Raw genomic sequence first — 22997 nt, 5'->3', positions numbered from 1 at the left:
TGCTTCCCGTACTGACTGTGCCCGCCGCGTGCCCTACGCCTTCTCCACGTACCTGAGCGAGCGCAGTCCGCGCTCCAGGTGCCAGTGCAGATAGGCCGAGACCAGCCCGCTGCCCTCGCGGGCGTGCCGGGGCTCGCACGCGTCGGCCGCCGCCCAGTCCCCCGTGAGCAGCGCGCTCAGCAGAGCGACAGCCTCCGCAGAGGGTACGACGCTCCCGGGCACCCGGCAGTCACCGCATATGACGCCGCCGGCCGAGACGGAGAACAGCCGGTTGGGTCCGTCGATGCCGCACTTGGCGCAGTCGTCGAAGCTGGGGGCGTACCCGTTGACGGCGAGGGAGCGCAGCAGGAAGGCGTCGAGGATCAGGTTCGGGGCGTGCTCGGCGCGGGAGAGGGTGCGCAGACCGCCCACCAGGAGGAGGTACTGCTGCACCGCGGGTTCGCCCTCGTGGTCGGTGAACCGTTCCGCCGTCTCCAGCATGGCGGTGCCGGCGGTGTAGCGGCCGTAGTCGGTGACGATGCCGCTGCCGTAGGGGGCGATGATCTCGCCCTGGGTGCACAGCGGCAGGCCGCGGCCGACCAGCTCGCTGCCGCGGGCGAAGAACTGCACGTCGACGTGGGAGAAGGGCTCCAGGCGCGCCCCGAACTTCGACTTCGTGCGGCGTACGCCCCGGGCCACGGCCCGGACGCGGCCGTGGTGGCGGGTGAGGAGCGTGATGATGCGGTCCGCCTCGCCCAGCTTCTGGGTGCGCAGGACGATGCCGTCATCACGGAACAGACTCATGACGCCCATTGTCCCGCACGCGGGGGCGGGGCCGGGGACGGCGGCGCTTCCGGCCCGGGCGGCAGCCGGGGCCGGAGGTGCTACGGCAGCTCGCCGCGGCTGCGGGCGTTGACGTAGGCCGTGGCCGCGCTGAGCCGCTCGGCGGCCGTGGCGGGGCGGACCTCGCCCTGGTCGACGTTCCAGTCGCGGCCGCCGCCCGCCGGGGTCAGCCGCAGCAGGCGGCCCACCGCGGCGACGACCCGGCCGACCCGGCCGCTGGTGAGGTCCATCACGTACGAGCCGAGAGGCGGCGGCTTCACCGCGCGTCCGGCGGCACGAGGCCGGCACTTCCCCGTGTCGAGCGCACTGTCTCCACCACGTCCTCCGTTGCTCCGGTGCTTCCCGGCGCACTGCGCCCGGGGTGCGGATTCCCCATCATTGTCGTGAATTTCCCGTGCGGGAGGGATTTCGGCTGCCGCGCTACGGACGCGGCGCGGCCGGCCCCGGGAGGACGGCCGCGCCGCGGACGGCCGCGGCCCGTCCCCGCAAAAACTTTCCGCACTCCGGACGCAACCTCCCGGGTACCCGCACGTCTGGTCGGTTGAAGGCGCCCTTCACCCCATGTTCCAGATCGTGCTCCGGGCGCCGTACGTCATCTCGTACGGCGCCCGGCGCGCCCCGCACTCGGGAGTACCCATGTCCATGCACCGGAAGCTGACCCGCCCCCGCCTCTTCGGCGCCGTCGCCTCGGTCGCCGTCGTCCTGGGCGGCGCCTTCGCGGCCCAGGCCGTCGCCGACACGACCCCGGCGCCGGCCCCTCCGAAGTCCGGCCCGGCCGCTCCGGAGACCGCCCCGGAGGCCGCCCCGGCGCCCGCCGGCGAGCCCCGTCCGGCTCCCGCCGCCCCGGTGGCCGACGACAAGACCCGTCCGGCGCCCGCCGCCCCCGTGGCCGACGGCAAGACGCGTCCGGCGCCCGCCGGGAAGTCCGATGCCGCTCCCCGCGTGGTGGAGCCGGGCAGCGCGCCCGCGCCCGCGCCGCAGAAGTAGCGGCCTCATCCGGCGGGCGGGCCTGTACGCAGGCCCGCCCGCCGTCCCCTGCCGCCCGCACCACCGGATCGAGGCCCATGCAGTACGCCGCGTACGCCGTCCCCGTCGCGCCCCCGTGGTGGTCGCGCCTGCTCGCCCGCGTGTCCGGGGCACGGGCGTCCCGCCCCCGGGACGCCCGCCCGTTGCGCACGGTCGAGAGCCAGCCGTACGACGGCACGCCGTACGGCAGCGCCCCGTACGGCGACGACTGCGAGCCGCCCACCCTCAGCGACCTCTACCGGGCCCGCCGCCTCGACATGGTCCGCCTCGCCCTGTTCCTGGTGGACGACCTGCACACCGCCGAGGACGTGGTGCAGGACGCGTTCGCCGCGGTGTGCCGCACCCACGGGACGAAGCTGGCCGGGCTCCAGGACCCCGCGGCGTACCTGCACACCGCCGTGCTCAACGCGGCCCGCTCGGTGCTGCGCAGACGGCGCACGGCACGCGCGTACACGCCGCCGCACCCGGCGGCGGGCCCGCCCGTCGACGAAGGGCTCCTGCTCGCCGAGGAGCACCGCCACGTCCTGGCGGCGCTGGCCGAACTGACCCGGCGCCAGCGCGAGGTGCTGGTGCTGCGGTACTGGTCGGAGCTGACCGAGGCGCAGACGGCGCAGGCCCTCGGCCTGTCGCGTGGCACGGTGAAGTCCACCGCGAGCCGCGCCCTGGACGCGCTGGAGAAGAAGCTGGAGAACACCACCGCATGACGCAGACCGAAGACAGGCTGCGGGCCGCGCTCGCCGCCCGGGCGGACCAGCTCACGTACTCGATGCTGCGTCGCGGCGAAGTTCCGCAGGGGCGGACCTGGGGAGTGCGCCGGGTGCGCGGGATCGCATACGCGGTGGTGGGCGCGGCGGCGGTGGTCGCCGTGTGCCTGCTCGTGCTGCTGCCCCACAGCCCCGTGAACCCGACTCCGGTGCCGCCCGCGCAACCGCCGCGCGTGGTCGACACCCCCCGCCCGACGACGACCCCGGCCCTGCCGGAGTCGGCTCCGGCGGTGAGCCGCGAACCCTAGGGCCCTGACGTCGGCGCGGGCCCTAGTGCTCGACGATCTCCTCGCGGGACTCCACCTCCTCGTCCCGGAGGATCACGAACTCCCGGTCCTCCTCCGTCAGGACCTTCAGGAACCCGGGCTCGGCCTCCAGCACATAGCCGCGCAGCGGCTCCCCGTGCCCCTTCACCACGATGCGCTCCTTGGGCATCCACGGCGTGCGGACGACGGCCGCGCTGATCAGCAGCGCGAGGACCGAGGCGGCCAGCACCAGCCCCATGAGGTGCCGGCCCGCCCACCGCGACGCCTCGCCGACCTGCCCGTGCACGCCCCTGGTCAGCGCGCCCAGACCCACCATGACCGCCGTGACCAGCACCGACGCCAGCGGCAGCCACCAGGTGCCGAAGCTCAGGACGTACGCGGTCATGCCCGCGACGACGATGGCCAGCACGACGATCCCGGTCATGTCGATCCGCGGGCCCCGGTCGGGCTGCTCCTCCTCGCGCGTCCGGGCGGCCAGCACGAGACCGCCGACCACCCGGAAGAGGAACGCGGGCAGCAGGACGACGAGCAGCACGGCGGCCACGACGGAGTCGGCGAGCACCGTTCCGAGCAGGATGCCGATGCTGTCGTCGAGGTCGAGCGTGTGCAGGACGGCGAAGGCGGTGTGCCACTGGTAGCCGGACACGGCGAACAGCCGCAGCAGCAGGAAGAGGAACGCGGCCGTGGTCAGGGTGAGCCCGCTGCCCCACCCGTGCCGCCGCTCCTCACCGGACCGCTCCGCCTGCTCCTCGTGCACCATCCCCACAACGTGCCACAGGCGCCCCGCCGCCGCTTCCCGGGAGGGTTCCGGCCCGCAGGGGCGGGCTTCAGGACGGCGTGCGGGCCGCCGCCAGGAGGCGGGCGGTGTCCGCCGCGCACAGGTGGAGGGCCGCGCCGGCCGTCGCCAGGACCTCCCGCTCCGCCGGGTTGTACGGGCCGTCGGCCAGCGCGATGCGGGCGCCCTGGAGGAGCAGGGACTCCCGGCCCGCCGGGGCCAGGTGCGGGGCGAGGGGTTCCAGGGCCTCGTGGAGCTCGATGGCGAGGGTGGCGCTGTAGGGGCAGTCGATCCCGGACTCCGCCTCCTCGGGGAGGTAGCGGCCCGATTCCGCGGAGAGCGCCTCCACGAGGTGGGTGAGCTGGTCCTCCGTACAGTCCTCGAAGCCCGCCGAGCGGACCGTGGCCGCCGCGGTGGCCGTGACCGTACGGGAGGAGGTGCCGCCGGCGGCGAGGACGGCGAGCGCGACCGTGTGGACGGCGTCGCGGAGCATCGCCGACAGCCGGACGGTGGTGGGGTGGTCGAGGGCCTCGGGGCCGAACTCGCCCTCGCAGGAGGCGCAGTGCACGACGGGTCCGACCGTGCCGCGCGCGGCGAGCGGGACGCCCAGGACGGTGCGGCGCTGCCGGCCGGTGCGGCGGGCGTAGTTGCGGTCGCCGCCGCAGCCCGGGCAGAAGAACTCCCCGTCGCCGACGGTGGTCCACGTGGTGCGCACGCCCCACAGACTGAGCGATCGGCCTCGTCCTGGCAGCACGGCGTACCTCCATAACGCTTCGGCATCTTTGCCGGGGTTGGACGTGATGTTAGCCACATCCGCGGGGCCCCGTCAGCACCCCGGGAAAAGACGGAGGTCCCGCCCCCGGCGGCGCGGGAACGGGACCTTCCGAAACATCGTGCAAAGAGCGAGGTCAGCGGGCGGCCCGGTTCACGGCGGAGACAACTGCCTTCAGGGAGGCCCGCGTCGTGTTCGGGTCGATGCCGATGCCCCACAGGACCTTGCCGTCGATCGCGCACTCGATGTACGAGGCGGCCTGCGCGGACGCGCCCTCGCTCATCGTGTGCTCCTGGTAGTCCAGCAGCCGGGCGTCGACGCCGACGGCGGCCAGCGCGTCGAAGAACGCGGAGATCGGACCGTTGCCGGAACCGGTGAGGACCGTCTCCCGGCCGTCTACGACCGCGTCCACCGTCAGGGTGTCGACGCCGTCGGTGTCGGTGGTGGTCTGGCCGGAGCGGACCTGGATGCGGCCCCACGGGTTCTCGGCGTTGGGCAGGTACTCGTCCCGGAAGACCGACCAGATGGCCTTCGGGGTGACCTCGCCGCCCTCGGTGTCCGTCTTCTGCTGGATGATCTTCGAGAACTCGATCTGCATCCGGCGCGGCAGGTCCAGCTTGTGGTCGTTCTTCAGGACGTACGCGATGCCGCCCTTGCCGGACTGCGAGTTGACCCGGATGACCGCCTCGTAGGAGCGGCCGACGTCCTTGGGGTCGATCGGCAGGTACGGGACCGCCCACTCGATGTCGTCGACGCTCTTGCCCGCGGCGGCCGCGTCGGCCTCCATGGCGTCGAAGCCCTTCTTGATGGCGTCCTGGTGGGAGCCGGAGAAGGCGGTGTAGACCAGGTCGCCCGCGTAGGGGTGGCGCGGGTGGACCTCCATCTGGTTGCAGTACTCGCTGGTGCGGCGGATCTCGTCGATCTGCGAGAAGTCGATCTGCGGGTCGACGCCCTGGGAGAAGAGGTTCATGCCCAGGGTCACCAGGTCGACGTTGCCGGTGCGCTCGCCCTGGCCGAACAGGCAGCCCTCGACGCGGTCCGCGCCCGCCATGATCGCCAGCTCGGCAGCGGCGACGGCGGTGCCGCGGTCGTTGTGCGGGTGCACCGACAGGCAGACGTGCTCGCGGCGCGTCAGGCGGCGGGACATCCACTCGAAGCGGTCGGCGTGCGTGGACGGCGTCGAACGCTCCACGGTCGCGGGCAGGTTGAGGATGATCTCGCGCCCCTCCTCGGGGCCCCACACGTCGCAGACCGCCTCGCAGACCTCCAGGGCGAAGTCCAGCTCGGTGTCGGTGAAGATCTCCGGGCTGTACTGGTAGCCGAAGACCGTCTCGGGGCCGAGGATCTTCTCCGCGTACTCCATCACCAGCCGGGTGCCGTCCACCGCGATCTGCTTGACCTGCTCCTTGGTGCCGCGGAAGACCACGCGGCGGAAGGTCGGGGCGGTCGCGTTGTACAGGTGCACGGTGGCGCGGTGCGCGCCGCGCAGGGACTCCACGGTGCGCTCGATCAGCTCCTCGCGCGCCTGGGTCAGGACGGAGATCGTCACGTCCTCGGGGATCGCGCCCTCCTCGATGATCGAGCGGACGAAGGCGAAGTCGGTCTCGCCCGAGGACGGGAAGCCGACCTCGATCTCCTTGTAGCCCATGCGGACCAGCAGGTCGAACATCTCGCGCTTGCGGGCGGGCGACATGGGGTCGATCAGCGCCTGGTTGCCGTCGCGCAGGTCGGTGGAGAGCCAGCGGGGGGCCCGGGTGATGCGGGCCTCGGGCCAGGTGCGGTCGGGGATGTCCACGGCGTCGTACGGACCGTACTTGTGGACCGGCATCCCGGACGGCCGCTGGAAGTGCCCGGCGTTCGTCACGGGGGTGGGGCTGCCGACGGACTGCGCGGACGGCTGGGCCTGCTGGGGGGTCATCGCGTGGGGCTCCTCGGGTCACCTGCAAGGGGACGGCCGACGTGTCTGCGCAGCACCAGATCCCGCGGGGAGGGGGTCGGCCTACGACTTACAGGCCCTCGCCGCGGCAGCTAAGGAGAAGCAGCCCGAAACGCATGATGTGCCGCAGCCTAACCGAGGGGCGGCGGGGGCGCCGGTCCGTATCAGTATGCAAGACCCGGCATGCGTGTCGCGGAAACTGTGATCCTTCACTCCAAGCAATGAAATATGGACCGAATCATGGTCGCGGGTAGTGACAGCGGCATGACCCAGTGCCACATTGCTCGCCATGGAAGCCATCCATCCCGTTTTCTGCACCATCGTGCCGCCCCACGTCCTCGACCGGCTCGCCCGCGCCGACGACCCCGCCCTCGCCGGTCCCGCCCGCCGCACCCTGGAGGCGGACGCCCGGCAGCGCACCCACCGCCGGCTCACCACGGTCCTCGGCGCGCCGGCGGCCGCGCCCTCGCCGGGAGCCGCCGACAACAAGGTCCACCGGACCGTTCACGACGCCGAGCACACCCGGAACCTGCCGGGGAAGGCCGTCCGGACGGAGGGCGCGGAGCCCGTCAAGGACGCCACCGTGAACCGCGCGTACGCCGGCCTCGGCGCCACGTTCGAGCTGCTGCTCTCGGCGTTCGGACGCAATTCCGTCGACGGCGCCGGGCTGCCGTTGAACGCGACCGTGCACTTCGACCGCGACTACGGCAACGCCTTCTGGGACGGCGAGCAGATGGTGTTCGGCGACGGCGACGGCGAGATCTTCCTCGACTTCACCCTCCCCGTCGACGTCATCGGCCACGAACTGGCGCACGGCGTCACCCAGCACACGGCGAACTTCAGCTACTTCGGCCAGCCGGGGGCGCTGAACGAGTCCGTGTCCGACGTCATCGGCTCCCTCGTCAAGCAGTACGTCAACGACCAGACGGCCGCCGAGGCGGACTGGCTGATCGGGGCGGGCCTGCTCGCCGAGCGCGTCCAGGGCGTCGCCCTGCGCTCGATGAAGGCCCCGGGCACGGCGTACGACGACGACGTCCTGGGCAAGGACCCGCAGCCCGCGACGATGGACGACTACGTCAGCACCGGCCGCGACAACGGCGGGGTGCACATCAACTCCGGCATCCCCAACCACGCCTTCTACCTGCTGGCCGACGCGCTCGGCGGCAAGGCGTGGGAGCGGGCCGGGCAGATCTGGTACGACACCCTGACCGCCGGAACGCTCTCCGTCACCCCGACCTTCGCGGAGTTCGCGCAGGCCACGGTGGCGGCGTCGCGCGCCCGGTTCCGGGACGGCGCGGAGACCCTGGCCGTGCTGAAGGCGTGGGAGCAGGTCGGAGTGCCGGTGGCGAAGAAGGCGAAGCCGTAGGCGCCGTCGGCGGTCGTGGGGGCGTCCCGAGGCGGGACGCCCCTTTCGCCGTGCCGGCGGGGCGCCCCCTACCGGTGCGCCCGTACCCGTACTAGAACGGACCCCATGCTTATTCAGGTAGTCCGCACCGGAGGATTCGCCGGGATCGAGCGCCGCGCCGAGGTCGACACCTCGGGCCGGCCCGACGCCCACGCCTGGCACGCGCTCGCCGGGGAGGCGGCGGCCGCCGGGCGGGGGCTCCGGATGCCGGGGGCGGCGGTCCCGGACGGGTTCAGCTACGAGATCACCGTCGACGGGCAGACCTTCCACTGCGCGGAGCCGCAACTCTCCGACGCCCAGCGCGAGTTGATCACGAGGGTGCTGAAGGAAGGCGCGTAACGGCGGGCGGCGTCACGACCGTTGACAGCGTTACCCGGCGGTACGGAGCATCTCCCCCATGACGACGCTGCCACCCGGTCCAACCGGCCCGCTGCCCCGCTTCCCCGCCAACTTCCTGTGGGGGGTCTCCACTTCGGCGCACCAGATCGAGGGCGCGGCGGCCGACGACGGGCGCGGGCCGTCCTCCTGGGACGCCTTCGCCGCCGAGCCCGGCCGCATCAAGGACGGCTCGAACGCGTCCGTGGCCTGTGACCACTACCGGCGTTACCCCGAGGACGTCGCGCTCCTCAAGGAGCTGGGGGTGGGCGCGTACCGCTTCTCGGTCTCCTGGTCGCGGGTGCTGCCGGAGGGGGCGGGCGCCGTCAACAAGGCCGGGCTCGACTTCTACGACCGGCTGGTCGACGCCCTGTGCGAGGCGGGGGTGCGTCCGGTGCCGACCCTCTTCCACTGGGACACCCCGCTCGCGCTGGAGCGGGCGGGCGGGTGGCTGGAACGGGACACCGCGCACCGGTTCGCGGAGTACGCGGAGGTGGTGGCGGCCCGCCTGGGCGACCGGGTGGGGCGCTGGATCACGCTCAACGAGCCCGCCGAACTCACGCTGCTGGGGCACGCGCTGGGCGAGCACGCGCCGGGCAGGCGGCTGCTCTTCGACGCCCTGCCGGTCGCCCACCACCAGCTCCTGGCGCACGGCCTGGCGGTGGAAGTGCTGCGCGACCGCGGCTCGGGCTCCATCGGCATCGCCAACTCGCACGGGCCGACCTGGGCGGCCTCGGAGTCGGCCGGGGACCGCGCGGCGGCCGACTTCTACGACCTGCTGCTCAACCGCCTGTTCGCGGACCCGCTGCTGCTGGGGACGTACCCGGAGGGCATCGCCGAGCTGCTGCCGGGCCCGGTGGAGGACGACCTGCGGCTGATCTCGCAGCCCCTGGACTGGTACGGCGTCAACTACTACCAGCCGACCAGGGTGGGCGCCCCCGACCCGTCCGTCCCGGCGGACTTCGCGGGCATCACGATCCCGCCGGAGCTGCCCTTCTCCGTGCACCGGGTCGACGGCTTCCCCCGCACGGCCTTCGACTGGCCGGTGGTGCCCCCCGCCCTGCTGGAACTGCTGGTGGGCTTCAAGGAGCGGTACGGGGACCGGCTGCCGCCCGTGGTCGTCACCGAGAACGGCTGCAGTTACGAGGGCCTGGACGACCAGGACCGGATCCGCTTCCTGGACGGGCACCTGCGCGCCCTGCACGACGCGATGGACGAGGGCGTCGACGTGCGCGGGTACTTCGTGTGGTCGCTGCTGGACAACTGGGAGTGGGCCGAGGGGTACGCGCAGCGGTTCGGGCTCGTGCACGTCGACTTCGACACCCTGGAGCGGACCCCGAAGGCCTCCTTCGGATGGCTGCGGGACGCGCTGCGGGCACAGCGGTGACGACCCTCCCCGCCCGCTCGGCGCGGGCGGAACCCACCGCGGAGGTCTCCCGGGGGTGGACGGCGTCCCTGTCGCTCGCCAACGGGGCGATCTGGGTGGGGTGGTTCGGGCCCCTCCAGGTCCTCCTGGCGCTCCAGGCGGCCGGGCTGGCGCCCGGCGCGGGGATGGCCGAGGAGTCGTTGCTGGCATGGGTGACGGGCGCCGGGGCCGTCGTCTCGATGGTCGCCAACCCCGTCTTCGGCGCGCTGTCGGACCGTACGACGTCCCGCTTCGGACGCCGTACGCCGTGGATCGTGGGCGGCTCCCTCACCGGCGCGGCGGCGCTGGTGCTGCTCGCCCTCGCCCCGGACCCGGTGACGATGACGCTGGGGTGGTGCCTGGTGCAGCTCGCCCTGAACGCCGCGTTCGCCGCGGTGACCGCGTCCGTGCCGGACCAGGTGCCGCACCGCACGCGCGGGCGGGTCGGCGGGTGGCTGGGCGCGGCACAGATGCTGGGCGTGGTCGCCGGGACGGGACTGGCGTCGCTGGGCGGCGTCCTCGCGGGGTACGTGGCGTGCGCGGTGTTCTGCGCGGTGGGCGTGCTGCCGTTCGTCGTACGGCACAAGGACCCGGCCCTGTCGCCGGCGGAGCGGGAGCCGCTGCGGTGGCGGGGGTTCCTGGCGGGGTTCTGGCTGAGCCCGCGCCGGCATCCGGACCTGGGGTGGGCGTGGCTGACCCGGTTCCTGATCAACCTGGGGAACTCGGTGGTGCTGCTGTACCTGCTGTACTACCTCCGGGACCGGGTGCGGTACGCCGACCCGGAGACCGGTGTGCTGGTCCTGACCGCCGTCAACGGGGTCACCCTCCTCGCCACGGTCGTGGTGGGCGGGGCGTGGTCGGACCGGGTGGGCCGCAGGAAGCCCTTCGTGCTGGGGGCCGGGGTGCTGATGGCGGGGGCCTCGGGGCTGCTGGCGGTGTGGCAGACCTGGCCGGGCGCGCTGGTCGCGGCGGCCCTGCTGGGCATCGGCTTCGGCGTCTTCACCTCGGTGGACTTCGCCCTGATGACGCAGGTCCTGCCGTCCGCGGCCGCCCGGGGCAAGGACCTCGGCCTGATCAACATCGCGAACTCGCTCCCGCAGGCGGTGGCCCCGGCCCTCGCGGCGCCCGTCGTGCTCCACCTGGGCGGCTACCGCGTCCTGTACGGACTGGCCGCGGCGACGGGTCTGTTGGGCGCCCTCCTGGTCCACCGCGTCAAAGCCGTGCCCTGACCGCCCCGCCCGCTCCTTTGCGCGTCGCGCTCCCGGCCCGCCCGGACGCCGCCCCGGCGCGAGCGCCCGCGCCGGCCGCGCTCCTCCGCCAGGGCCGGGAGGCGCCCCGTACCGCCTAGAACCCCAGCTTCCGCAACTGCTTCGGGTCCCGCTGCCAGTCCTTCGCGACCTTCACGTGCAGGTCGAGGTACACCGGCGTCCCCAGCAGCGCCTCGATCTGCTTCCGGGACTTCATCCCGACGTCCTTCAGCCGCTGCCCCTTGGGGCCGATGATGATGCCCTTCTGGCTGGGCCGCTCGATGTAGACGTTCGCGTGGATGTCCAGCAGCGGCCGGTCCTTCGGCCGGTCCTCCCGCGGGATCATCTCCTCGACGACGACCGCGATCGAGTGCGGCAGCTCGTCCCGCACCCCCTCCAGCGCCGCCTCGCGGATCAGCTCCGCGACCATCACCATCTCCGGCTCGTCCGTGAGGTCGCCCTCCGGATACAGCGGCGGGCTCTCCGGCAGCATCGGCGCGATCAGGTCCGCCAGCAGCGACACCTGCGACTCGCCGACCGCCGACACCGGCACGATCTGCGCCCAGGCGATTCCCAGCTCCTGCCCGAGCTGGTCGATGGCGATGAGCTGTTCCGCGAGCTGCTTGGAGTCGACCAGGTCCGTCTTGGTCACGATGGCGATCTTCGGCGTCTTCCTGATCCCGGCGAGCTCCTTGGCGATGAACTTGTCACCGGGTCCGAGCTTCTGGTCCGCGGGCACGCAGAACCCGATGACGTCGACCTCGGCCCACGTCGTCCGTACGACGTCGTTGAGCCGCTCGCCGAGGAGTGTGCGCGGCTTGTGCAGCCCGGGGGTGTCCACCAGGATCAGCTGTGCGTCCGGCCGGTGCACGATGCCGCGCACGGTGTGCCGGGTGGTCTGCGGGCGGCTGGAGGTGATCGCCACCTTCTTGCCGACCAGAGCGTTCGTGAGGGTGGACTTGCCCGCGTTGGGGCGGCCCACGAAGCAGGCGAAGCCGGCCCGGTGGGGGGCGGGGTCGGCTGCGGGGGTTTCAGGGGTACGAGCGCTCATGCGGCCCATTCTCCCCGATGCACGCCGAAGGGCCGACCAGTGGTCGGCCCTTCGGGACACGCGTCGGACGGCGTCAGGCGCTCAGGCCAGCCCGCCCTTGACGCCGCAGGAGCCCCAGGCGCCCGCGCCCTGGCCCGCGAGGACCTTCTCGGCGACGGCGATCTGCTGGGCCTGGGTGGCCTTGTGGGCGCTCGGCGCGTACGCGGTGCCGCCGTAGGCCGCCCAGGTCTGCTGGGTGAACTGGAGGCCGCCGGAGTAGCCGTTGCCGGTGTTGATGGCCCAGTTGCCGCCCGACTCGCACGCCGCGACGGCCGACCAGTTGGCACCGGAGGCGGCCGAGGCGCTGCCCGAGCCGGTGAGGATCATCGTCGCCGCCGCTCCCGCGGCGACGACGGAACCGGTGACGCGGCGGGCGACGGTGGAGCGGATCAGGGAGGAGAACACGTAGTGGCCTAACACTGGGGGACGTGGACCGCCGCGTCCGAGAGGCGGGTACGGCCTCTCGCCGGGGCCCTGGTGCGGCCCCTTGCGGCGTTCCTCCACACTCCCAGCGCCGGCGGCCCGTTTCCACGGTCCTTCGGGGGGGTCCACGGGGGCCGGACGGCCCCCGCGGCACCGCCCCGGCACCGGGACGAACGGCCCGGGCCGAAGGTCCCGGCGCGGGTGCCGCACGGGCCAGGGAGCCACGTGTCCAGGACGGCGGGCGGGGGTCGCCCGACCCGCCGTCCGCCGCCGCTGTGCCGTGTGTCACACCCGGGGCGGCCCGTGCCGCCGGGCTAGGCGGTGAGGCGTGCCCGCACGGTCGCGTCCGGCGCTGCCACCAGCACCGGTGTGCCCTCTCCGCCCAGGTCCCGCACCGCGGAGAGGTCGGCGTCGGCTGCGGTGCCGGCGGCCGTCACCACGGCGGCGGCCTCCAGCGACGAGGCGCCGCTGGCGACGGCCATCGCGACGGCGGTGCGCAGCGCGCTGAGCTTCAGGGAGTCCAGGGCGACGGTTCCGGCGACATAGGTGCGCCCGGTCTCGTCGCGCACGGCCGCACCCTCGGGAACGCCGTTGCGGGCGCGGGTGGAGCGGGCGAGGGTGATCAGCTTCTGGTCCTCGGGGTCGAGGGGCGCGTCCTGCGCGGGCGTGGTCATGGCCCCGAGCATAGGAAACGCCCCGGCCTCCCCCGCGCGAGGGGCGGCCGGGAGGCGTGTCCGGTGCACGTGGTGCGGGCGGCGGGCCGGGGCGCCCGTTACTTCTTCGCCCCGGCGGCGACCCCGTCGAGCGCGGCGGCGGCCCGGTGGACGGCGCGGTCGAACGGCTTCTCGCCGCGCTCGCCGTCCTCGCCCCAGTTGTTGAAGAGGGTGGAGATGTTCGCACCGGAGCGGAGGGAGACGACGTCGTAGTCGAGGACCTGCTCCTTCCCCGCGTCGTCGATCTTCAGCCGGTAGGAGACCTTCTGCTCGCCGAGTGCGGGCACCGCGAAGTCGGCGACGGTGACCTCGACCTTGCGGCCCTCGTACGTCGCGCCGAAGGAGGCGCAGCCCTTGGCCGCGGCGGCCAGGGACCCCATGGCCCGCTCGGCCTCGGCGGGACGCCCGTAGCCGCTGACGTCCTGGGCGATGACGCTGGACCCGGTGCGGTCGTAGAAGACCGCCTGCCGGGTGACCTTGAAGTCGGTGAGCAGCCGGCCGGTGTTCAGGACGTCGGCCAGGATGTGGCACTTCGCGGGCTCGGCCTTGTCGAGGACGTTCTGCGAGGGGTCGCCCACGTCGACGAGGACGTCCTTCTGGAACTTCCATCCGTCGGCGAGGTCCTTCTCCCCCACCAGGACGCTCTTGGCCTGCTGCGGCGTCATGGGGCCGGGCGGCTCGGGGGTGGCCGCGGCCTTCCCCTTCATGGCCTCGGCGCCGCCGCCGGTGCCGCTGCCCTCGGCGGCACTGCCGTCGGCGCACGCGGCGAGCAGCAGCAGGGACGAGGCGGCCAGGCCGGCGGCGGCGAGACGAAGCGGGCGGGCCGGGCGGGCCGGAGGGACCAGAAGGAGCCGACGGACCGGTCTGGCCTGACGGAGCGGACGGTTGCGCACGGGGTACTCCAGAAGGGTGTTCGATTACTCCCGCGAACTTAAACAGCGCGTAAAGAGAACACCAAACCCGGGCACCCGGGGCCGGGGCCCGAACGGGCTCAGCCCGCCACCGGCCCCATCGCCCCGCGCCGCCCCTCCGGCGTCGCCAGCCACTCCAGCTTCTCCGCCGTGCCCGTGCCGGGCCTCGGCGTGTGCAGCACGATCGTCAGGTCGGGCCGGGCGGGCACCCGCAACTGAGTGCTCTCCAGCTTCAGCTCGCCGACCAGCGGATGCAACAGGTCCTTGAACGTCTGCCCGCCCGGCGCGATGTCCCTGCGCTCCCACAACTCGGCGAACGCGGGACTGAGTTCCTTCGCTTGCGCGACGATCTCCCGGAACCCCTCGTCGTCGGGGCACTCCGAGCACGCCGACCGGAACTGCGCCACCACCCGGCTCGCGGTGCCCTCCCAGTCCTTGGCCCGGGAGCGGTAGACGGGGTCGGAGAAGAACGAGAGCAGGCAGTTCTGCACGACGTCGGGCCGCATGCCGAGGACGGCGGCCGCCGCGTCGTTGTACTGCACGGCGTTCCAGTACACGTCCATGATGTGCGCCGGATACGGCAGCCACGCGTCGATCAGCCGCCGCAGCCCGCCGCACATGTCCTGGTCGCCCGGTTCGACCTCGGGGGCGGGCGGGTTGAGCCCGGCGAGGACGTACAGGTGACGGCGTTCCGTGCTGCTCAGCCGCAACACCCGTCCCACCGAGTCCAGCACCTGCGGAGAAACGGTGATGTCGCGCCCCTGCTCCAGCCACTGGTACCAACTGACGCCGACGCCGGCGAGCACGGCGACCTCTTCGCGGCGCAGTCCCGGTGTGCGGCGGCGCGCGCCGCCGTCGGGAAGTCCCGCCTGCGCGGGGGTGACCCGGGCCCGGCGGCTGCGCAGGAACTCCCTCAGTTCGTTGAGCCGGTGCTCCTTCATCGTCATGCCCGCGTCGTGCCGTGCGGCCGTCGTCATCCTGTGCGTCCCCCTGGTCCCGGCTGCCTGGTGGTGGCGCCAACAGGATAAGTTCCCGCTCCCCACGGGCATTCCGGGAACCGGAGGGTGGGGCGCATGGCACTCGACACATCCACCGCTCCCCCGTCCCCTCCCGGTCAGGCGCCGTCGGCGCGGCTGACGGGCCGCGCCGCGCTCGTCCTGTTCGTGCTGTGCGCGGCGCAGTTCATGGTGGCGCTGGACTTCTCCGTACTCAATGTGGCGCTGCCCGCGCTCGGCGCCGAACTCGGCATGAGCCGGTCCGCGCTCCAGTGGGCGGTGACGGCCTTCGCGCTGCCGTCCGGCGGCTTCCTGCTGCTCTTCGGCCGCACCGGCGACCTGTTCGGCCGCCGCAAACTGTTCCTCGCCGGCCTCGCGCTCTTCGGTACGGCGTCCCTGCTGGCCACCTTCGCGTGGGACCCGGCGTCGTTCCTGGCCGGGCGCGCGCTCCAGGGCGTCGGCGCGGCGGCGATCGTCCCCACCGGCATGTCGCTGCTCACCACCACCTTCCCCGAGGGCCCGCAGCGCGACCGCGCGCTCGGCATCAGCGGCACCCTGCTCTCGCTCGGCTTCACGGTGGGCATGGTGCTGGGCGGCGTCCTGACCGACGCCCTCGGCTGGCGCTCCACGATGGGCCTGCTGGCCCTGTTCACACTGATCGTGCTGCCGCTGGCCCCCGGCGTCCTCACCGAGTCCCGCCACCCCGAGCGCCCGCGCCTGGACGTGCCCGGCGCGATCACCGTCACCGGCGGACTGCTCGCCCTGATCTACGCCCTGTCCACGGCCGCCGAACGCGGCTTCGGCGGCGCGGACGTGCTCGCCGCCCTGATCGCGGGCCTGGTCCTGCTGACGGCCTTCGTCCTCGTCGAGTCCCGGACGCGGGAACCCCTGGTCTCGCTGCCCATGCTGCGCCGGCCGTCGGTCGCCTGGGGGAACATCGGGGGCCTGGTCACGTTCGCGACGATGACCACCGCCGTTTTCGTCCTGACCCTGTACCTCCAGGAGATCCTGCATCTGTCCGCCTCGCAGACCGGTCTGGTCTTCGGCGTCCAGGGAGTCCTCTCCGTCGTCGCGGGCACGCTCACCCCGAGGGTCGTGGGCCGCTTCGGCGCCCGCCGCACGCTGGTGCTCTCGCTGCTCGCCCAGGGCGCTCTGATGGGCGGCCTGCTGGCCGTCGGCACGAGCTCGGGCGCCCTGCTCGTCACGGTCTTCATCTCGCTGGCGAGCATGGCCCACCTGGGCGCGATCGTGTCGTACGGGCTGACCGCGACCTCCGGCGTCCCCGACTCCGAACAGGGTCTGGCCACCGGCCTGGTCACCACGACCCAGCAGGTCTCGCTGACGATCGGCATCCCCCTCCTGGGCGTCCTCGCCACCACCCAGGACACCCTCTTCACGGGCGTCCGCCTGGTGCTGGCCCTGTGCGCCGGGCTGGTGATCGCCACCGCCCTGCTGGTGGCCGTCGGCCTGCGCAGGCGCGCCTGAGGCGCCCGGCCTGACGAAGAGGGGGTCATGCCCGGTCCAGCCGGAGCCGGACCGCCCGGGGCAGGCCGGCCACCACGAGGTCGTACGAGTCCTCGATCATCTCGCGCACGAGACGGTCGGGGACGGACCCGTCGAGGGTGACGGTGTTCCAGTGCCGCTTGTTCATGTGCCAGCCGGGAACGACCGCCGGGTGCTCCCCGCGCAGCCGGACCGCGATCTCGGGATCGCACTTCAGGTTCACCCGGAGCGGCTCGGACGCGAGCGCGCTCAGGGCGAAGACTTTTCCCAGCACCTTGAAGACGGACGTCTCCGGAGTGAACGGAAACTCCTCCACCGCCTCGTTGAACTCAAGACAGAACGACCGGAGCTGAGCAGGAGTCATACGTTCCAGTATCGGAGCCGACGGCTGCGACCGCACCCCCGCCCCCACCGACGCCCCTCAGTCCTTGGCGTCCTCGGACGCCACCGGCTCGGCCAGCACCGTCACGATCTTGTTCCGCCGTCCCGCGGGCGACTCCGCCGTGAGCCTCACCCGCCGCCCGTCCGGCAGGTCGACCGTCGCCGACGCCCCGGCGATGGGCACCCGGCCCAGCGCCTTGGCCAGCAGCCCGCCGACCGTCTCGACGTCCTCGTCGTCGAACTCGTCGAGCCCGTAGAGCTCCCCGAGATCGTCGATGTCGAGCCGTGCCGTCACCCGGAAGCGCCCCTCGCCGAGCTCCTCGACCTGCGCGACCTCGCGGTCGTACTCGTCGGTGATCTCCCCGACGATCTCCTCCAGGATGTCCTCGATGGTCACGATCCCGGCCGTGCCGCCGTACTCGTCGATCACCACCGCCACGTGGTTGCGTTCCTGCTGCATCTCCCGCAGCAGGTCGCCGGCGTTCTTCGTGTCCGGCACGAAGACAGCGGGCCGCATCGCCGTCGACACGAGATCGGACTCGGCGTCGCGGTTGATGTGCGTCTTGCGCACCAGGTCCTTCAGGTAGACGACGCCGACGACGTCGTCCTCGTTCTCCCCCGTCACGGGAATCCGCGAGAACCCGGACCGCAGTGCCAGCGTCAGCGCCTGCCGCACCGTCTTGAACCGCTCGATCGACACCAGGTCGGTGCGCGGCACCATGACCTCGCGCACCAGGGTGTCGCCCAGCTCGAAGACCGAGTGGACCATGCGCCGCTCGTCGTCCTCGATGAGCGACTCCTGCTCCGCGAGGTCGACCATCGCGCGCAGTTCCGCCTCACTGGCGAACGGTCCCTTGCGGAACCCCTTGCCCGGCGTCAGCGCGTTGCCGATGAGGATCAGCAGTTGCGGGATCGGCCCCATGATCCTGGCCAACGGCAGCAGCACGTACGCCGAAGCCGTCGCCGTGTTCAACGGATGCTGCCGTCCGATCGTGCGCGGCGAAACGCCCACCGCGACGTACGAGACGAGCACCATCACCGCGATGGAGACCAGCAACGCCTGCCAGGTCGTGTCGAAGACTTCGAGAAAGCCGTACGTGACGAGAACACCGGCCGCCATCTCACAGGCGACCCGTGCCAACAGCGCCACGTTCAGATAGCGCGTCGGATCGGCGGCCACCTGCGCCAGTTTCGCGCTGCCGCGCTTTCCCGCCCGTACCGCCTCGTCCGCACGGAAGCTCGTCACCCGCGCGAGACCGGCCTCGGCGCACGCCGCCAGCCAGGCCACGACGACCAGGGCGACGGCGCCGACGATCAGTTGCGGGCTCATGAGACGGTCGGCGCCGGGGAGGGACCGGTGAGGCCCTTCTCCGCCCGCCAGCCGTCGACGATGGCCGCCTGCAGGCCGAACATCTCGGCCTTCTCGTCCGGCTCCTCGTGGTCGTAGCCCAGCAGGTGCAGCACGCCGTGCACGGTGAGCAGCTGGAGCTCCTCGTCCATGGAGTGCTCCGTCTCGGCGTCCTTGCCCTGCTGCTCGGCGACCTCCGGGCACAGCACGATGTCACCGAGGAGCCCCTGCGGGGGCTCCTCGTCGTCCTTCGCCGGCGGACGCAGTTCGTCCATCGGGAAGGACATGACATCGGTCGGACCCGGCAGGTCCATCCACTGGATGTGCAGCTGCTCCATGGCGTCGGCGTCCACGACGATCACCGAGAGCTCGGAGAGCGGGTGGATGCGCATCCGCGTGAGGGCGTAGCGGGCGATGTCGAGGATCGCCTGCTCGTCGACCTCGGTTCCGGACTCGTTGTTGACGTCGATCGACATGGTGCGCTGTGGCTCTACTTCCCGGTCCGGCCGCCCGGCCCGTTCTGGACTTCGGTACGGCTGTCGTACTTCTCGTACGCGTCGACGATACGGCCGACGAGCTTGTGCCGTACGACATCCTCCGACGTGAGCCGGGAGAAGTGGATGTCCGGGACGTCCCCGAGGATGTCCTGGACCTGCCGCAGACCGCTCTTCGTGCCGTTGGGCAGGTCGACCTGGGTGACGTCACCGGTGATGACGATCTTCGAGTCGAAGCCGAGCCGGGTGAGGAACATCTTCATCTGCTCGGTGCTGGTGTTCTGCGCCTCGTCGAGGACGACGAACGCGCTGTTGAGCGTCCGGCCGCGCATGTACGCCAGCGGGGCCACCTCGATCGTCCCCGCGGCCATCAGGCGCGGGATCGTCTCGGGGTCCATCATGTCGTGCAGCGCGTCGTAGAGCGGGCGCAGATACGGGTCGATCTTGTCGAAGAGGGTGCCGGGCAGGAAGCCCAGGCGCTCTCCGGCCTCGACGGCGGGGCGGGTCAGGATGATCCGGTCGACCTGCTTGGACTGGAGCGCCTGGACCGCCTTCGCCATGGCGAGGTAGGTCTTGCCCGTACCGGCGGGGCCGATGCCGAAGACGACGGTGTTCCTGTCGATGGCGTCGACGTACCGCTTCTGGTTGAGCGTTTTCGGGCGGATGGTGCGGCCGCGGCTGGAGAGGATGTTCTGCGTGAGCACCTCGGCGGGCGTCTCGGTGACCGCTCCGCCGTCGGGGGCGCTCCCGCCCGTCCCGTTTCCGTTGCCGTTCGCCCTGAGCATGGCGATCGAGCGTTCCACTGCGTCCTCCGTCATCGGCGCCCCGGTGCGCAGCACCAGCATCATCTGGTCGAACAGTCGCTGGATCAGGGCGACTTCCGCCGTCTCCCCCGTAGCGCTGATCTCATTGCCCCGGACGTGGATGTCGGCCGCCGGGAAGGCCTCTTCGATCACGCGCAGCAGGGCGTCGCCTGATCCGAGCACCGTCACCATGGGATGCGTGGCGGGAATCTTGAACTCGGCACGGGCCTGCGGCTTGCGTGTGGGTGTCTGAGTCATGGGCCGGCACTGTGGCCTGCGCATACCTCCCGTTGCAGGGTTCTCGCTGCTCGACAACCTCTGGATCCCCAAGCGTACGACTCACCGCTGACAACACCCAGGGGGTTTCGCCGTCGGACGCGCACGGATGTGTTCCGGTCTCAGGCCCGGAAGCCGATCGTCGGGACCGCGCGGCGCAGGGGCCACGGCCGGGCGCGCTCCGGCAGGAGGTCCTCCAGGAAGGCGTACCGGCGCAGCGCCTGCTGGTCCTGCGCCTCGTATCCGCGCACCTGCCGCCACCACGCGCCGATCTCCGACCAGCCCGGCGCGGACAGCGACCCGCCGAACTCCTGCACGGAGAGCGCCGCGGTCAGCCCGGCGAAGGCGAGCCGGTCGGCGAGCGGCCAGTCCGCGAGGGTGCCGGTGACGAATCCGGCGACGAAGACGTCGCCCGCGCCGGTCGGGTCCAGCGCCTCGACGGCGATGGCGGGCACCTCGGCGCTCTCGCCGGTCGACCCGTCCACCGCGTACGCGCCGTCCGGCCCCAGGGTGACGACCGCCAGGGGCACCTTCTCGGCCAGCCGGTGGGCGGCCCGGCGCGGGCAGTCGGTGCGGGTGTAGCGCATGGCCTCCTCGGCGTTGGGGAGGAAGGCCTCGCAGTGCTCCAGGCCGGCGAGCGCGGACAGGTCCCAGCGGCCGGTGTCGTCCCAGCCGACGTCGGCGAAGATCTTCGCACCGCGCCGGGCGGCGGAGGCGGTCCACTCCTCGCGCCGGCCCGGCGTCAGGGACGCGATGGCGGCCCGCGCGCGGGGCGGGCAGGACGGGAAGGGCGCGGAGCCGCCGGGCGGGGGCGCCTCGTGGCCGTGCGAGACCATCGTGCGCTCGCCCTCGTACGCCATGGAGACGGTGACCGGGGAGTGCCAGCCGGGGACGGTGCGCGACATGCCGAGGTCGATGCCCTCGCCGTCGGCGAGCGCGTCCCAGCAGTACTCGCCGTAGTGGTCGTCGCCGAAGGCCGCCGCGAGGGAGGTGTGCAGGCCCAGGCGGGCGAGGGCGGTGGCCATGTTGGCGACGCCGCCGGGGCTGGAGCCCATGCCGCGCGCCCAGGACTCGGTGCCGCGCACGGGGGCGCTGTCGAGACCGGTGAAGATGATGTCCAGGAACACCGTGCCGGTGAGGAACACGTCGCACTCGGGTCCGCCGGGGTCGCGCAGGCCGTCGAGCGGGTCGACCCGCCGGGCGGGATCCTGGTCGCCGTGGTGGATGTGCGTGCTCACTGTGCGCTCCCCGTCGTGCGTGCGTGTGCTGCGGTTTCGCGGCCAGTGTGCACGACCGGCGGGGCCGTGCGGGCTCTGTGCGCGGGGCGTCGCGCCCACGCAGCGGAGCCGCTGGACCGCGGAGAGAGCGCCACTCTTACCCGGCCTTCCGGGCCGCAAACACAATGTGTCGCAGCTCACTGAGCTGTTTCCCTTTTCCTGCGGTCTGCGCGCTTGATAAGAATTGGGCCGCGTTCCTGTCCCTCGACGGTCGCTCAACCCCCTTTGCCGGTCGGCCGTCATGACGTCCTGTCATCACGCACGTCTTCTTTCAGGAATGCCCGTGTCTTCGCGCTCTCGCGCTGTTCTGCCGCGCCTTCGCGCTGTCTCGTCGCTCTTTCGCGTTTCGTCGCGCTCCCGCGCCGTCCTGCCGTGCCGTCGTGCCTCTTTGTGGCCGTTGGTCGCCGTGTTCACCGCCGGATATCTCGCGGCGTACCTGCTGCCGACCGTGGTGGGGCGGCTCGGCTCCGGGCTCGGGCTCACGCCCGCCGGGGCCGGTCTCGTGGGCAGCGCCCTGCTGCTGTGCTCGGCGACCGCGGGTTTCTCGCTCGCCTCCCGGGTGGAGCGGACCGGGGCGCGCCGGGCGGCCCGCGCGGGGCTGCTGCTGATGCTGCTCGGGTACGGGTGCGCGGCCCTGGCGTCCTCCCTGGTGCCCGTGGTGGCGGGGGCGGCGCTCGGCGGCTTCGGCTCGGGCACGGCGACCGCGGTGGCCGCCGCGGGGATGGCGGCCCGGCGCGACCCGCACCGGGCGTCCGTGCTCGGCCTGCTGAGCGTGTCGGCGACGGCGGGCGTGCTGTACCTGACGGTGCCGCACCTGGACGGCGGGCACCGGCCGCCGTTCGCGGCGCTCGCGCTGATCGCCGTGCTGGTGTGGCCCGCCGCGGGACGTCTGGCGGGCCGGCCGGACGCGGCGGCGGGCGCCACGACGTCGCCTCTCGCGGCGGCCGCGGCCGCGACCCGGCTGCCGCACCGCGGGGCGGGCCTGGTGCTGGCCGCGGCGATGCTGTGCTGGTCGATGTGCCAGAACGCCCTGTGGGGCGTCAGCAACCGCATCGCCACCGTGCAGGCGGGTCTCACCGAGGTGAGCGCCGGCGCGGTGTTCGCGGCGGCCCTGGGCGCCGGACTGCTCGGCGTCACCGCCGCCGGCGCGCTCGGGTCGCGGCTGGGGCGTGCGGTGCCGGTGGGCGCCGGTACGGCGTTCATCGCGCTGTGCGTGGCGCTGAGCGCGTCGGCGACCGGCGCCGGTTCCTTCGCGGCGGGCGAGATCCTGTGGAACGCGGTCTACCCGGTGGTGCTGTCGTACCTGATCGGGCTGGCCGCCTCGATGGATCCGCGCGGCCGCTGGGCGGTGTTCGCGGGGTCGGCGTCCTCGCTGGGCGTGGCGTGCGGTCCGGTGGCGGGCAGCGTCCTGTCGGCGCGGGCGGGCTTCCCTGCCATGGGGCTCGTGCTGGGCTGCGTCCTGCTGCTGACGGCGGTGCCGATGACGCTGGTGGCGCTGCACACCGGCGGCCGTCCGCTGGTCGCCGGTGCGGTACGGCGCAGGGGCGGGGCCCCGGCGGCCGTCCTGGCGGGCACCACGGGCGCGCCCGCCGGCCAGGTGCCGCAGGTGGGCGCGGCGGAGCAGGAGGTCGCGGAGATCTCGCTGCGGCCGCTCGCCCGGCGGGCGCGCCCGCCGGGGGCCCCCCCCCCCCCCGGGGGGGCGCCCCGCGGGGGGGGGGGGGGGCCGCCCGGGGGGGGGGGGGGGGGGGGGGGGCCCGGGCGGGGGGGGGGCCCCGCGCGCGCTGGGGCTCGCGGTGATCCGGGGCCGCCCGCCGGCCCGGGGGGGCCCCCCGCCGTTCGCCCGCACCGCGCCGGGGCGGGCGCCACGGGGGCGGGAGCGGGAGCCGCGCGGGGTCGGGGCGCGGCGGTAGCGGCGCGCGGGGTCAGCGGTAGCGGCGCGCGGGAAGGAGGGAGTTCCGGCGCCCTGCCGCCCCGGTACGCGCCCTCGTCC

22 protein-coding genes and 2 pseudogenes are annotated in these 22997 nt (G+C 73.1%); 9 read left to right on the top strand and 15 right to left on the bottom strand.

All coding sequences use genetic code 11. From position 1 onward, the window contains the following. Positions 1 to 33 precede the first annotated feature (33 nt). Together recO and ACIP93_RS09375 are read right to left on the bottom strand one after the other, a co-directional pair. The gene (gene recO / locus ACIP93_RS09380) at positions 34 to 783 is read right to left on the bottom strand and encodes a DNA repair protein RecO (protein ID WP_345223129.1); all 750 of its coding nucleotides are present in this window, start codon (positions 781 to 783) and stop codon (positions 34 to 36) included. A gap of 80 nt (positions 784 to 863) precedes the next feature. Next, on the bottom strand, positions 864 to 1052 hold the full coding sequence (locus ACIP93_RS09375) for a hypothetical protein (RefSeq protein ID WP_401757913.1): 189 nt from the start codon (positions 1050 to 1052) through the stop codon (positions 864 to 866). Positions 1053 to 1383: 331 nt separating this feature from the next. Between ACIP93_RS09375 and ACIP93_RS09370 the strand changes: the two genes are divergently transcribed. The 3 genes from ACIP93_RS09370 (at position 1384) to ACIP93_RS09360 (ending at position 2860) form a co-directional block, all read left to right on the top strand. Continuing rightward, complete coding sequence (locus ACIP93_RS09370) at positions 1384 to 1809, top strand: hypothetical protein (protein ID WP_401757096.1); 426 nt, start codon at positions 1384 to 1386, stop codon at positions 1807 to 1809. A gap of 77 nt (positions 1810 to 1886) precedes the next feature. Continuing rightward, entirely contained in the window at positions 1887 to 2552 is a 666-nt protein-coding gene (locus ACIP93_RS09365; protein WP_401757094.1) for an RNA polymerase sigma factor, read from the top strand. Beyond that, a complete protein-coding gene (locus ACIP93_RS09360; protein ID WP_345223126.1) occupies positions 2549 to 2860 on the top strand; it encodes a hypothetical protein in 312 nt (103 codons plus the stop codon). Before ACIP93_RS09365 ends, ACIP93_RS09360 begins: the two co-directional genes overlap by 4 nt. A 22-nt stretch (positions 2861 to 2882) precedes the next feature. Here ACIP93_RS09360 and ACIP93_RS09355 read toward each other — a convergent pair whose 3' ends face one another. The 3 genes from ACIP93_RS09355 to leuA form a co-directional block, all read right to left on the bottom strand. Continuing rightward, positions 2883 to 3638, bottom strand: a complete 756-nt coding sequence (locus tag ACIP93_RS09355; RefSeq protein WP_401757092.1) for a hypothetical protein — start codon at positions 3636 to 3638, stop codon at positions 2883 to 2885. A gap of 67 nt (positions 3639 to 3705) precedes the next feature. After that, complete coding sequence (locus tag ACIP93_RS09350; protein ID WP_401757090.1) at positions 3706 to 4407, bottom strand: TerB family tellurite resistance protein; 702 nt, start codon at positions 4405 to 4407, stop codon at positions 3706 to 3708. Positions 4408 to 4561: 154 nt separating this feature from the next. Further along, a complete protein-coding gene (leuA, locus tag ACIP93_RS09345; RefSeq protein ID WP_401757088.1) occupies positions 4562 to 6343 on the bottom strand; it encodes a 2-isopropylmalate synthase in 1782 nt (593 codons plus the stop codon). A gap of 307 nt (positions 6344 to 6650) precedes the next feature. Between leuA and ACIP93_RS09340 the strand changes: the two genes are divergently transcribed. The 4 genes from ACIP93_RS09340 (at position 6651) to ACIP93_RS09325 (ending at position 10775) form a co-directional block, all read left to right on the top strand. Beyond that, entirely contained in the window at positions 6651 to 7727 is a 1077-nt protein-coding gene (locus ACIP93_RS09340; RefSeq protein WP_401757086.1) for a M4 family metallopeptidase, read from the top strand. A 105-nt stretch (positions 7728 to 7832) separates the two neighbouring features. Beyond that, complete coding sequence (locus tag ACIP93_RS09335) at positions 7833 to 8105, top strand: protealysin inhibitor emfourin (RefSeq protein ID WP_345223122.1); 273 nt, start codon at positions 7833 to 7835, stop codon at positions 8103 to 8105. A 58-nt stretch (positions 8106 to 8163) separates the two neighbouring features. Then, complete coding sequence (locus tag ACIP93_RS09330; protein ID WP_345223121.1) at positions 8164 to 9528, top strand: GH1 family beta-glucosidase; 1365 nt, start codon at positions 8164 to 8166, stop codon at positions 9526 to 9528. Then, a complete protein-coding gene (locus ACIP93_RS09325) occupies positions 9525 to 10775 on the top strand; it encodes an MFS transporter (protein ID WP_401757083.1) in 1251 nt (416 codons plus the stop codon). The genes ACIP93_RS09330 and ACIP93_RS09325 overlap by 4 nt, the downstream gene beginning before the upstream one ends. A gap of 115 nt (positions 10776 to 10890) precedes the next feature. Here the strand turns inward: ACIP93_RS09325 and era are convergent, their stop codons facing one another. The 5 genes and pseudogenes from era to ACIP93_RS09300 form a co-directional block, all read right to left on the bottom strand. Then, the gene (gene era / locus ACIP93_RS09320; protein WP_345223119.1) at positions 10891 to 11844 is read right to left on the bottom strand and encodes a GTPase Era; all 954 of its coding nucleotides are present in this window, start codon (positions 11842 to 11844) and stop codon (positions 10891 to 10893) included. A 102-nt stretch (positions 11845 to 11946) separates the two neighbouring features. Further along, positions 11947 to 12288, bottom strand: a pseudogene (locus tag ACIP93_RS09315) (transglycosylase family protein); the annotation flags it as partial. A 332-nt stretch (positions 12289 to 12620) separates the two neighbouring features. Then, positions 12621 to 12992 carry a cytidine deaminase gene (locus ACIP93_RS09310; protein WP_380837023.1) on the bottom strand — a complete coding sequence of 124 codons (372 nt, stop codon included), beginning with the start codon at positions 12990 to 12992 and terminating at the stop codon, positions 12621 to 12623. Positions 12993 to 13078: 86 nt separating this feature from the next. Next, positions 13079 to 13912 carry a hypothetical protein gene (locus ACIP93_RS09305; RefSeq protein WP_401757080.1) on the bottom strand — a complete coding sequence of 278 codons (834 nt, stop codon included), beginning with the start codon at positions 13910 to 13912 and terminating at the stop codon, positions 13079 to 13081. Positions 13913 to 14010: 98 nt separating this feature from the next. Then, positions 14011 to 14907, bottom strand: a complete 897-nt coding sequence (locus ACIP93_RS09300; RefSeq protein WP_401757078.1) for a helix-turn-helix transcriptional regulator — start codon at positions 14905 to 14907, stop codon at positions 14011 to 14013. A gap of 96 nt (positions 14908 to 15003) precedes the next feature. Here ACIP93_RS09300 and ACIP93_RS09295 point away from each other — a divergent pair, with 96 nt between their 5' ends. Further along, positions 15004 to 16410 (top strand): MFS transporter, encoded by a 1407-nt coding sequence (locus ACIP93_RS09295; RefSeq protein WP_345223115.1) that lies wholly within the window; start codon positions 15004 to 15006, stop codon positions 16408 to 16410. A gap of 25 nt (positions 16411 to 16435) precedes the next feature. Here ACIP93_RS09295 and ACIP93_RS09290 read toward each other — a convergent pair whose 3' ends face one another. From ACIP93_RS09290 to ACIP93_RS09270, 5 genes are all read right to left on the bottom strand, one after another. After that, positions 16436 to 16792, bottom strand: a complete 357-nt coding sequence (locus tag ACIP93_RS09290; protein WP_345223114.1) for an MmcQ/YjbR family DNA-binding protein — start codon at positions 16790 to 16792, stop codon at positions 16436 to 16438. A 57-nt stretch (positions 16793 to 16849) separates the two neighbouring features. Beyond that, positions 16850 to 18139 carry a hemolysin family protein gene (locus tag ACIP93_RS09285; RefSeq protein ID WP_345223113.1) on the bottom strand — a complete coding sequence of 430 codons (1290 nt, stop codon included), beginning with the start codon at positions 18137 to 18139 and terminating at the stop codon, positions 16850 to 16852. Then, positions 18136 to 18633 carry an rRNA maturation RNase YbeY gene (ybeY, locus tag ACIP93_RS09280; protein ID WP_345223112.1) on the bottom strand — a complete coding sequence of 166 codons (498 nt, stop codon included), beginning with the start codon at positions 18631 to 18633 and terminating at the stop codon, positions 18136 to 18138. Before ybeY ends, ACIP93_RS09285 begins: the two co-directional genes overlap by 4 nt. A 14-nt stretch (positions 18634 to 18647) precedes the next feature. After that, complete coding sequence (locus tag ACIP93_RS09275) at positions 18648 to 19712, bottom strand: PhoH family protein (RefSeq protein ID WP_345223111.1); 1065 nt, start codon at positions 19710 to 19712, stop codon at positions 18648 to 18650. Positions 19713 to 19852: 140 nt separating this feature from the next. Beyond that, positions 19853 to 20968 carry a carbohydrate kinase family protein gene (locus ACIP93_RS09270; RefSeq protein WP_380837026.1) on the bottom strand — a complete coding sequence of 372 codons (1116 nt, stop codon included), beginning with the start codon at positions 20966 to 20968 and terminating at the stop codon, positions 19853 to 19855. A 406-nt stretch (positions 20969 to 21374) separates the two neighbouring features. Here ACIP93_RS09270 and ACIP93_RS09265 point away from each other — a divergent pair. Further along, positions 21375 to 22727 (top strand): annotated as a pseudogene (locus tag ACIP93_RS09265) (MFS transporter); the annotation flags it as partial. Between the last annotated feature and the right edge of the window lie 270 nt (positions 22728 to 22997).

The organism is Streptomyces sp. NPDC088745 (assembly GCF_044751045.1).
GTDB classification, from domain to species: domain Bacteria; phylum Actinomycetota; class Actinomycetes; order Streptomycetales; family Streptomycetaceae; genus Streptomyces; species Streptomyces cremeus.
This window is presented reverse-complemented; position numbering and strand designations above follow the sequence as displayed.

Excerpts from the sequence above, each read along its gene's own strand:
- recO (WP_345223129.1), bottom strand. The coding sequence starts at position 783 with ATGAGTCTGTTCCGTGATGACGGCATCGTCCTGCGCACCCAGAAGCTG.
- ACIP93_RS09375 (WP_401757913.1), bottom strand. The coding sequence starts at position 1,052 with ATGGACCTCACCAGCGGCCGGGTCGGCCGGGTCGTCGCCGCGGTGGGC.
- ACIP93_RS09370 (WP_401757096.1), top strand. The coding sequence starts at position 1,384 with ATGTTCCAGATCGTGCTCCGGGCGCCGTACGTCATCTCGTACGGCGCC.
- ACIP93_RS09365 (WP_401757094.1), top strand. The coding sequence starts at position 1,887 with ATGCAGTACGCCGCGTACGCCGTCCCCGTCGCGCCCCCGTGGTGGTCG.
- ACIP93_RS09360 (WP_345223126.1), top strand. The coding sequence starts at position 2,549 with ATGACGCAGACCGAAGACAGGCTGCGGGCCGCGCTCGCCGCCCGGGCG.
- ACIP93_RS09355 (WP_401757092.1), bottom strand. The coding sequence starts at position 3,638 with ATGGTGCACGAGGAGCAGGCGGAGCGGTCCGGTGAGGAGCGGCGGCAC.
- leuA (WP_401757088.1), bottom strand. The coding sequence starts at position 6,343 with ATGACCCCCCAGCAGGCCCAGCCGTCCGCGCAGTCCGTCGGCAGCCCC.
- ACIP93_RS09340 (WP_401757086.1), top strand. The coding sequence starts at position 6,651 with ATGGAAGCCATCCATCCCGTTTTCTGCACCATCGTGCCGCCCCACGTC.
- ACIP93_RS09335 (WP_345223122.1), top strand. The coding sequence starts at position 7,833 with ATGCTTATTCAGGTAGTCCGCACCGGAGGATTCGCCGGGATCGAGCGC.
- ACIP93_RS09330 (WP_345223121.1), top strand. The coding sequence starts at position 8,164 with ATGACGACGCTGCCACCCGGTCCAACCGGCCCGCTGCCCCGCTTCCCC.
- era (WP_345223119.1), bottom strand. The coding sequence starts at position 11,844 with ATGAGCGCTCGTACCCCTGAAACCCCCGCAGCCGACCCCGCCCCCCAC.
- ACIP93_RS09310 (WP_380837023.1), bottom strand. The coding sequence starts at position 12,992 with ATGCTCGGGGCCATGACCACGCCCGCGCAGGACGCGCCCCTCGACCCC.
- ACIP93_RS09300 (WP_401757078.1), bottom strand. The coding sequence starts at position 14,907 with ATGACGACGGCCGCACGGCACGACGCGGGCATGACGATGAAGGAGCAC.
- ACIP93_RS09295 (WP_345223115.1), top strand. The coding sequence starts at position 15,004 with ATGGCACTCGACACATCCACCGCTCCCCCGTCCCCTCCCGGTCAGGCG.
- ACIP93_RS09290 (WP_345223114.1), bottom strand. The coding sequence starts at position 16,792 with ATGACTCCTGCTCAGCTCCGGTCGTTCTGTCTTGAGTTCAACGAGGCG.
- ACIP93_RS09285 (WP_345223113.1), bottom strand. The coding sequence starts at position 18,139 with ATGAGCCCGCAACTGATCGTCGGCGCCGTCGCCCTGGTCGTCGTGGCC.
- ybeY (WP_345223112.1), bottom strand. The coding sequence starts at position 18,633 with ATGTCGATCGACGTCAACAACGAGTCCGGAACCGAGGTCGACGAGCAG.
- ACIP93_RS09275 (WP_345223111.1), bottom strand. The coding sequence starts at position 19,712 with ATGACTCAGACACCCACACGCAAGCCGCAGGCCCGTGCCGAGTTCAAG.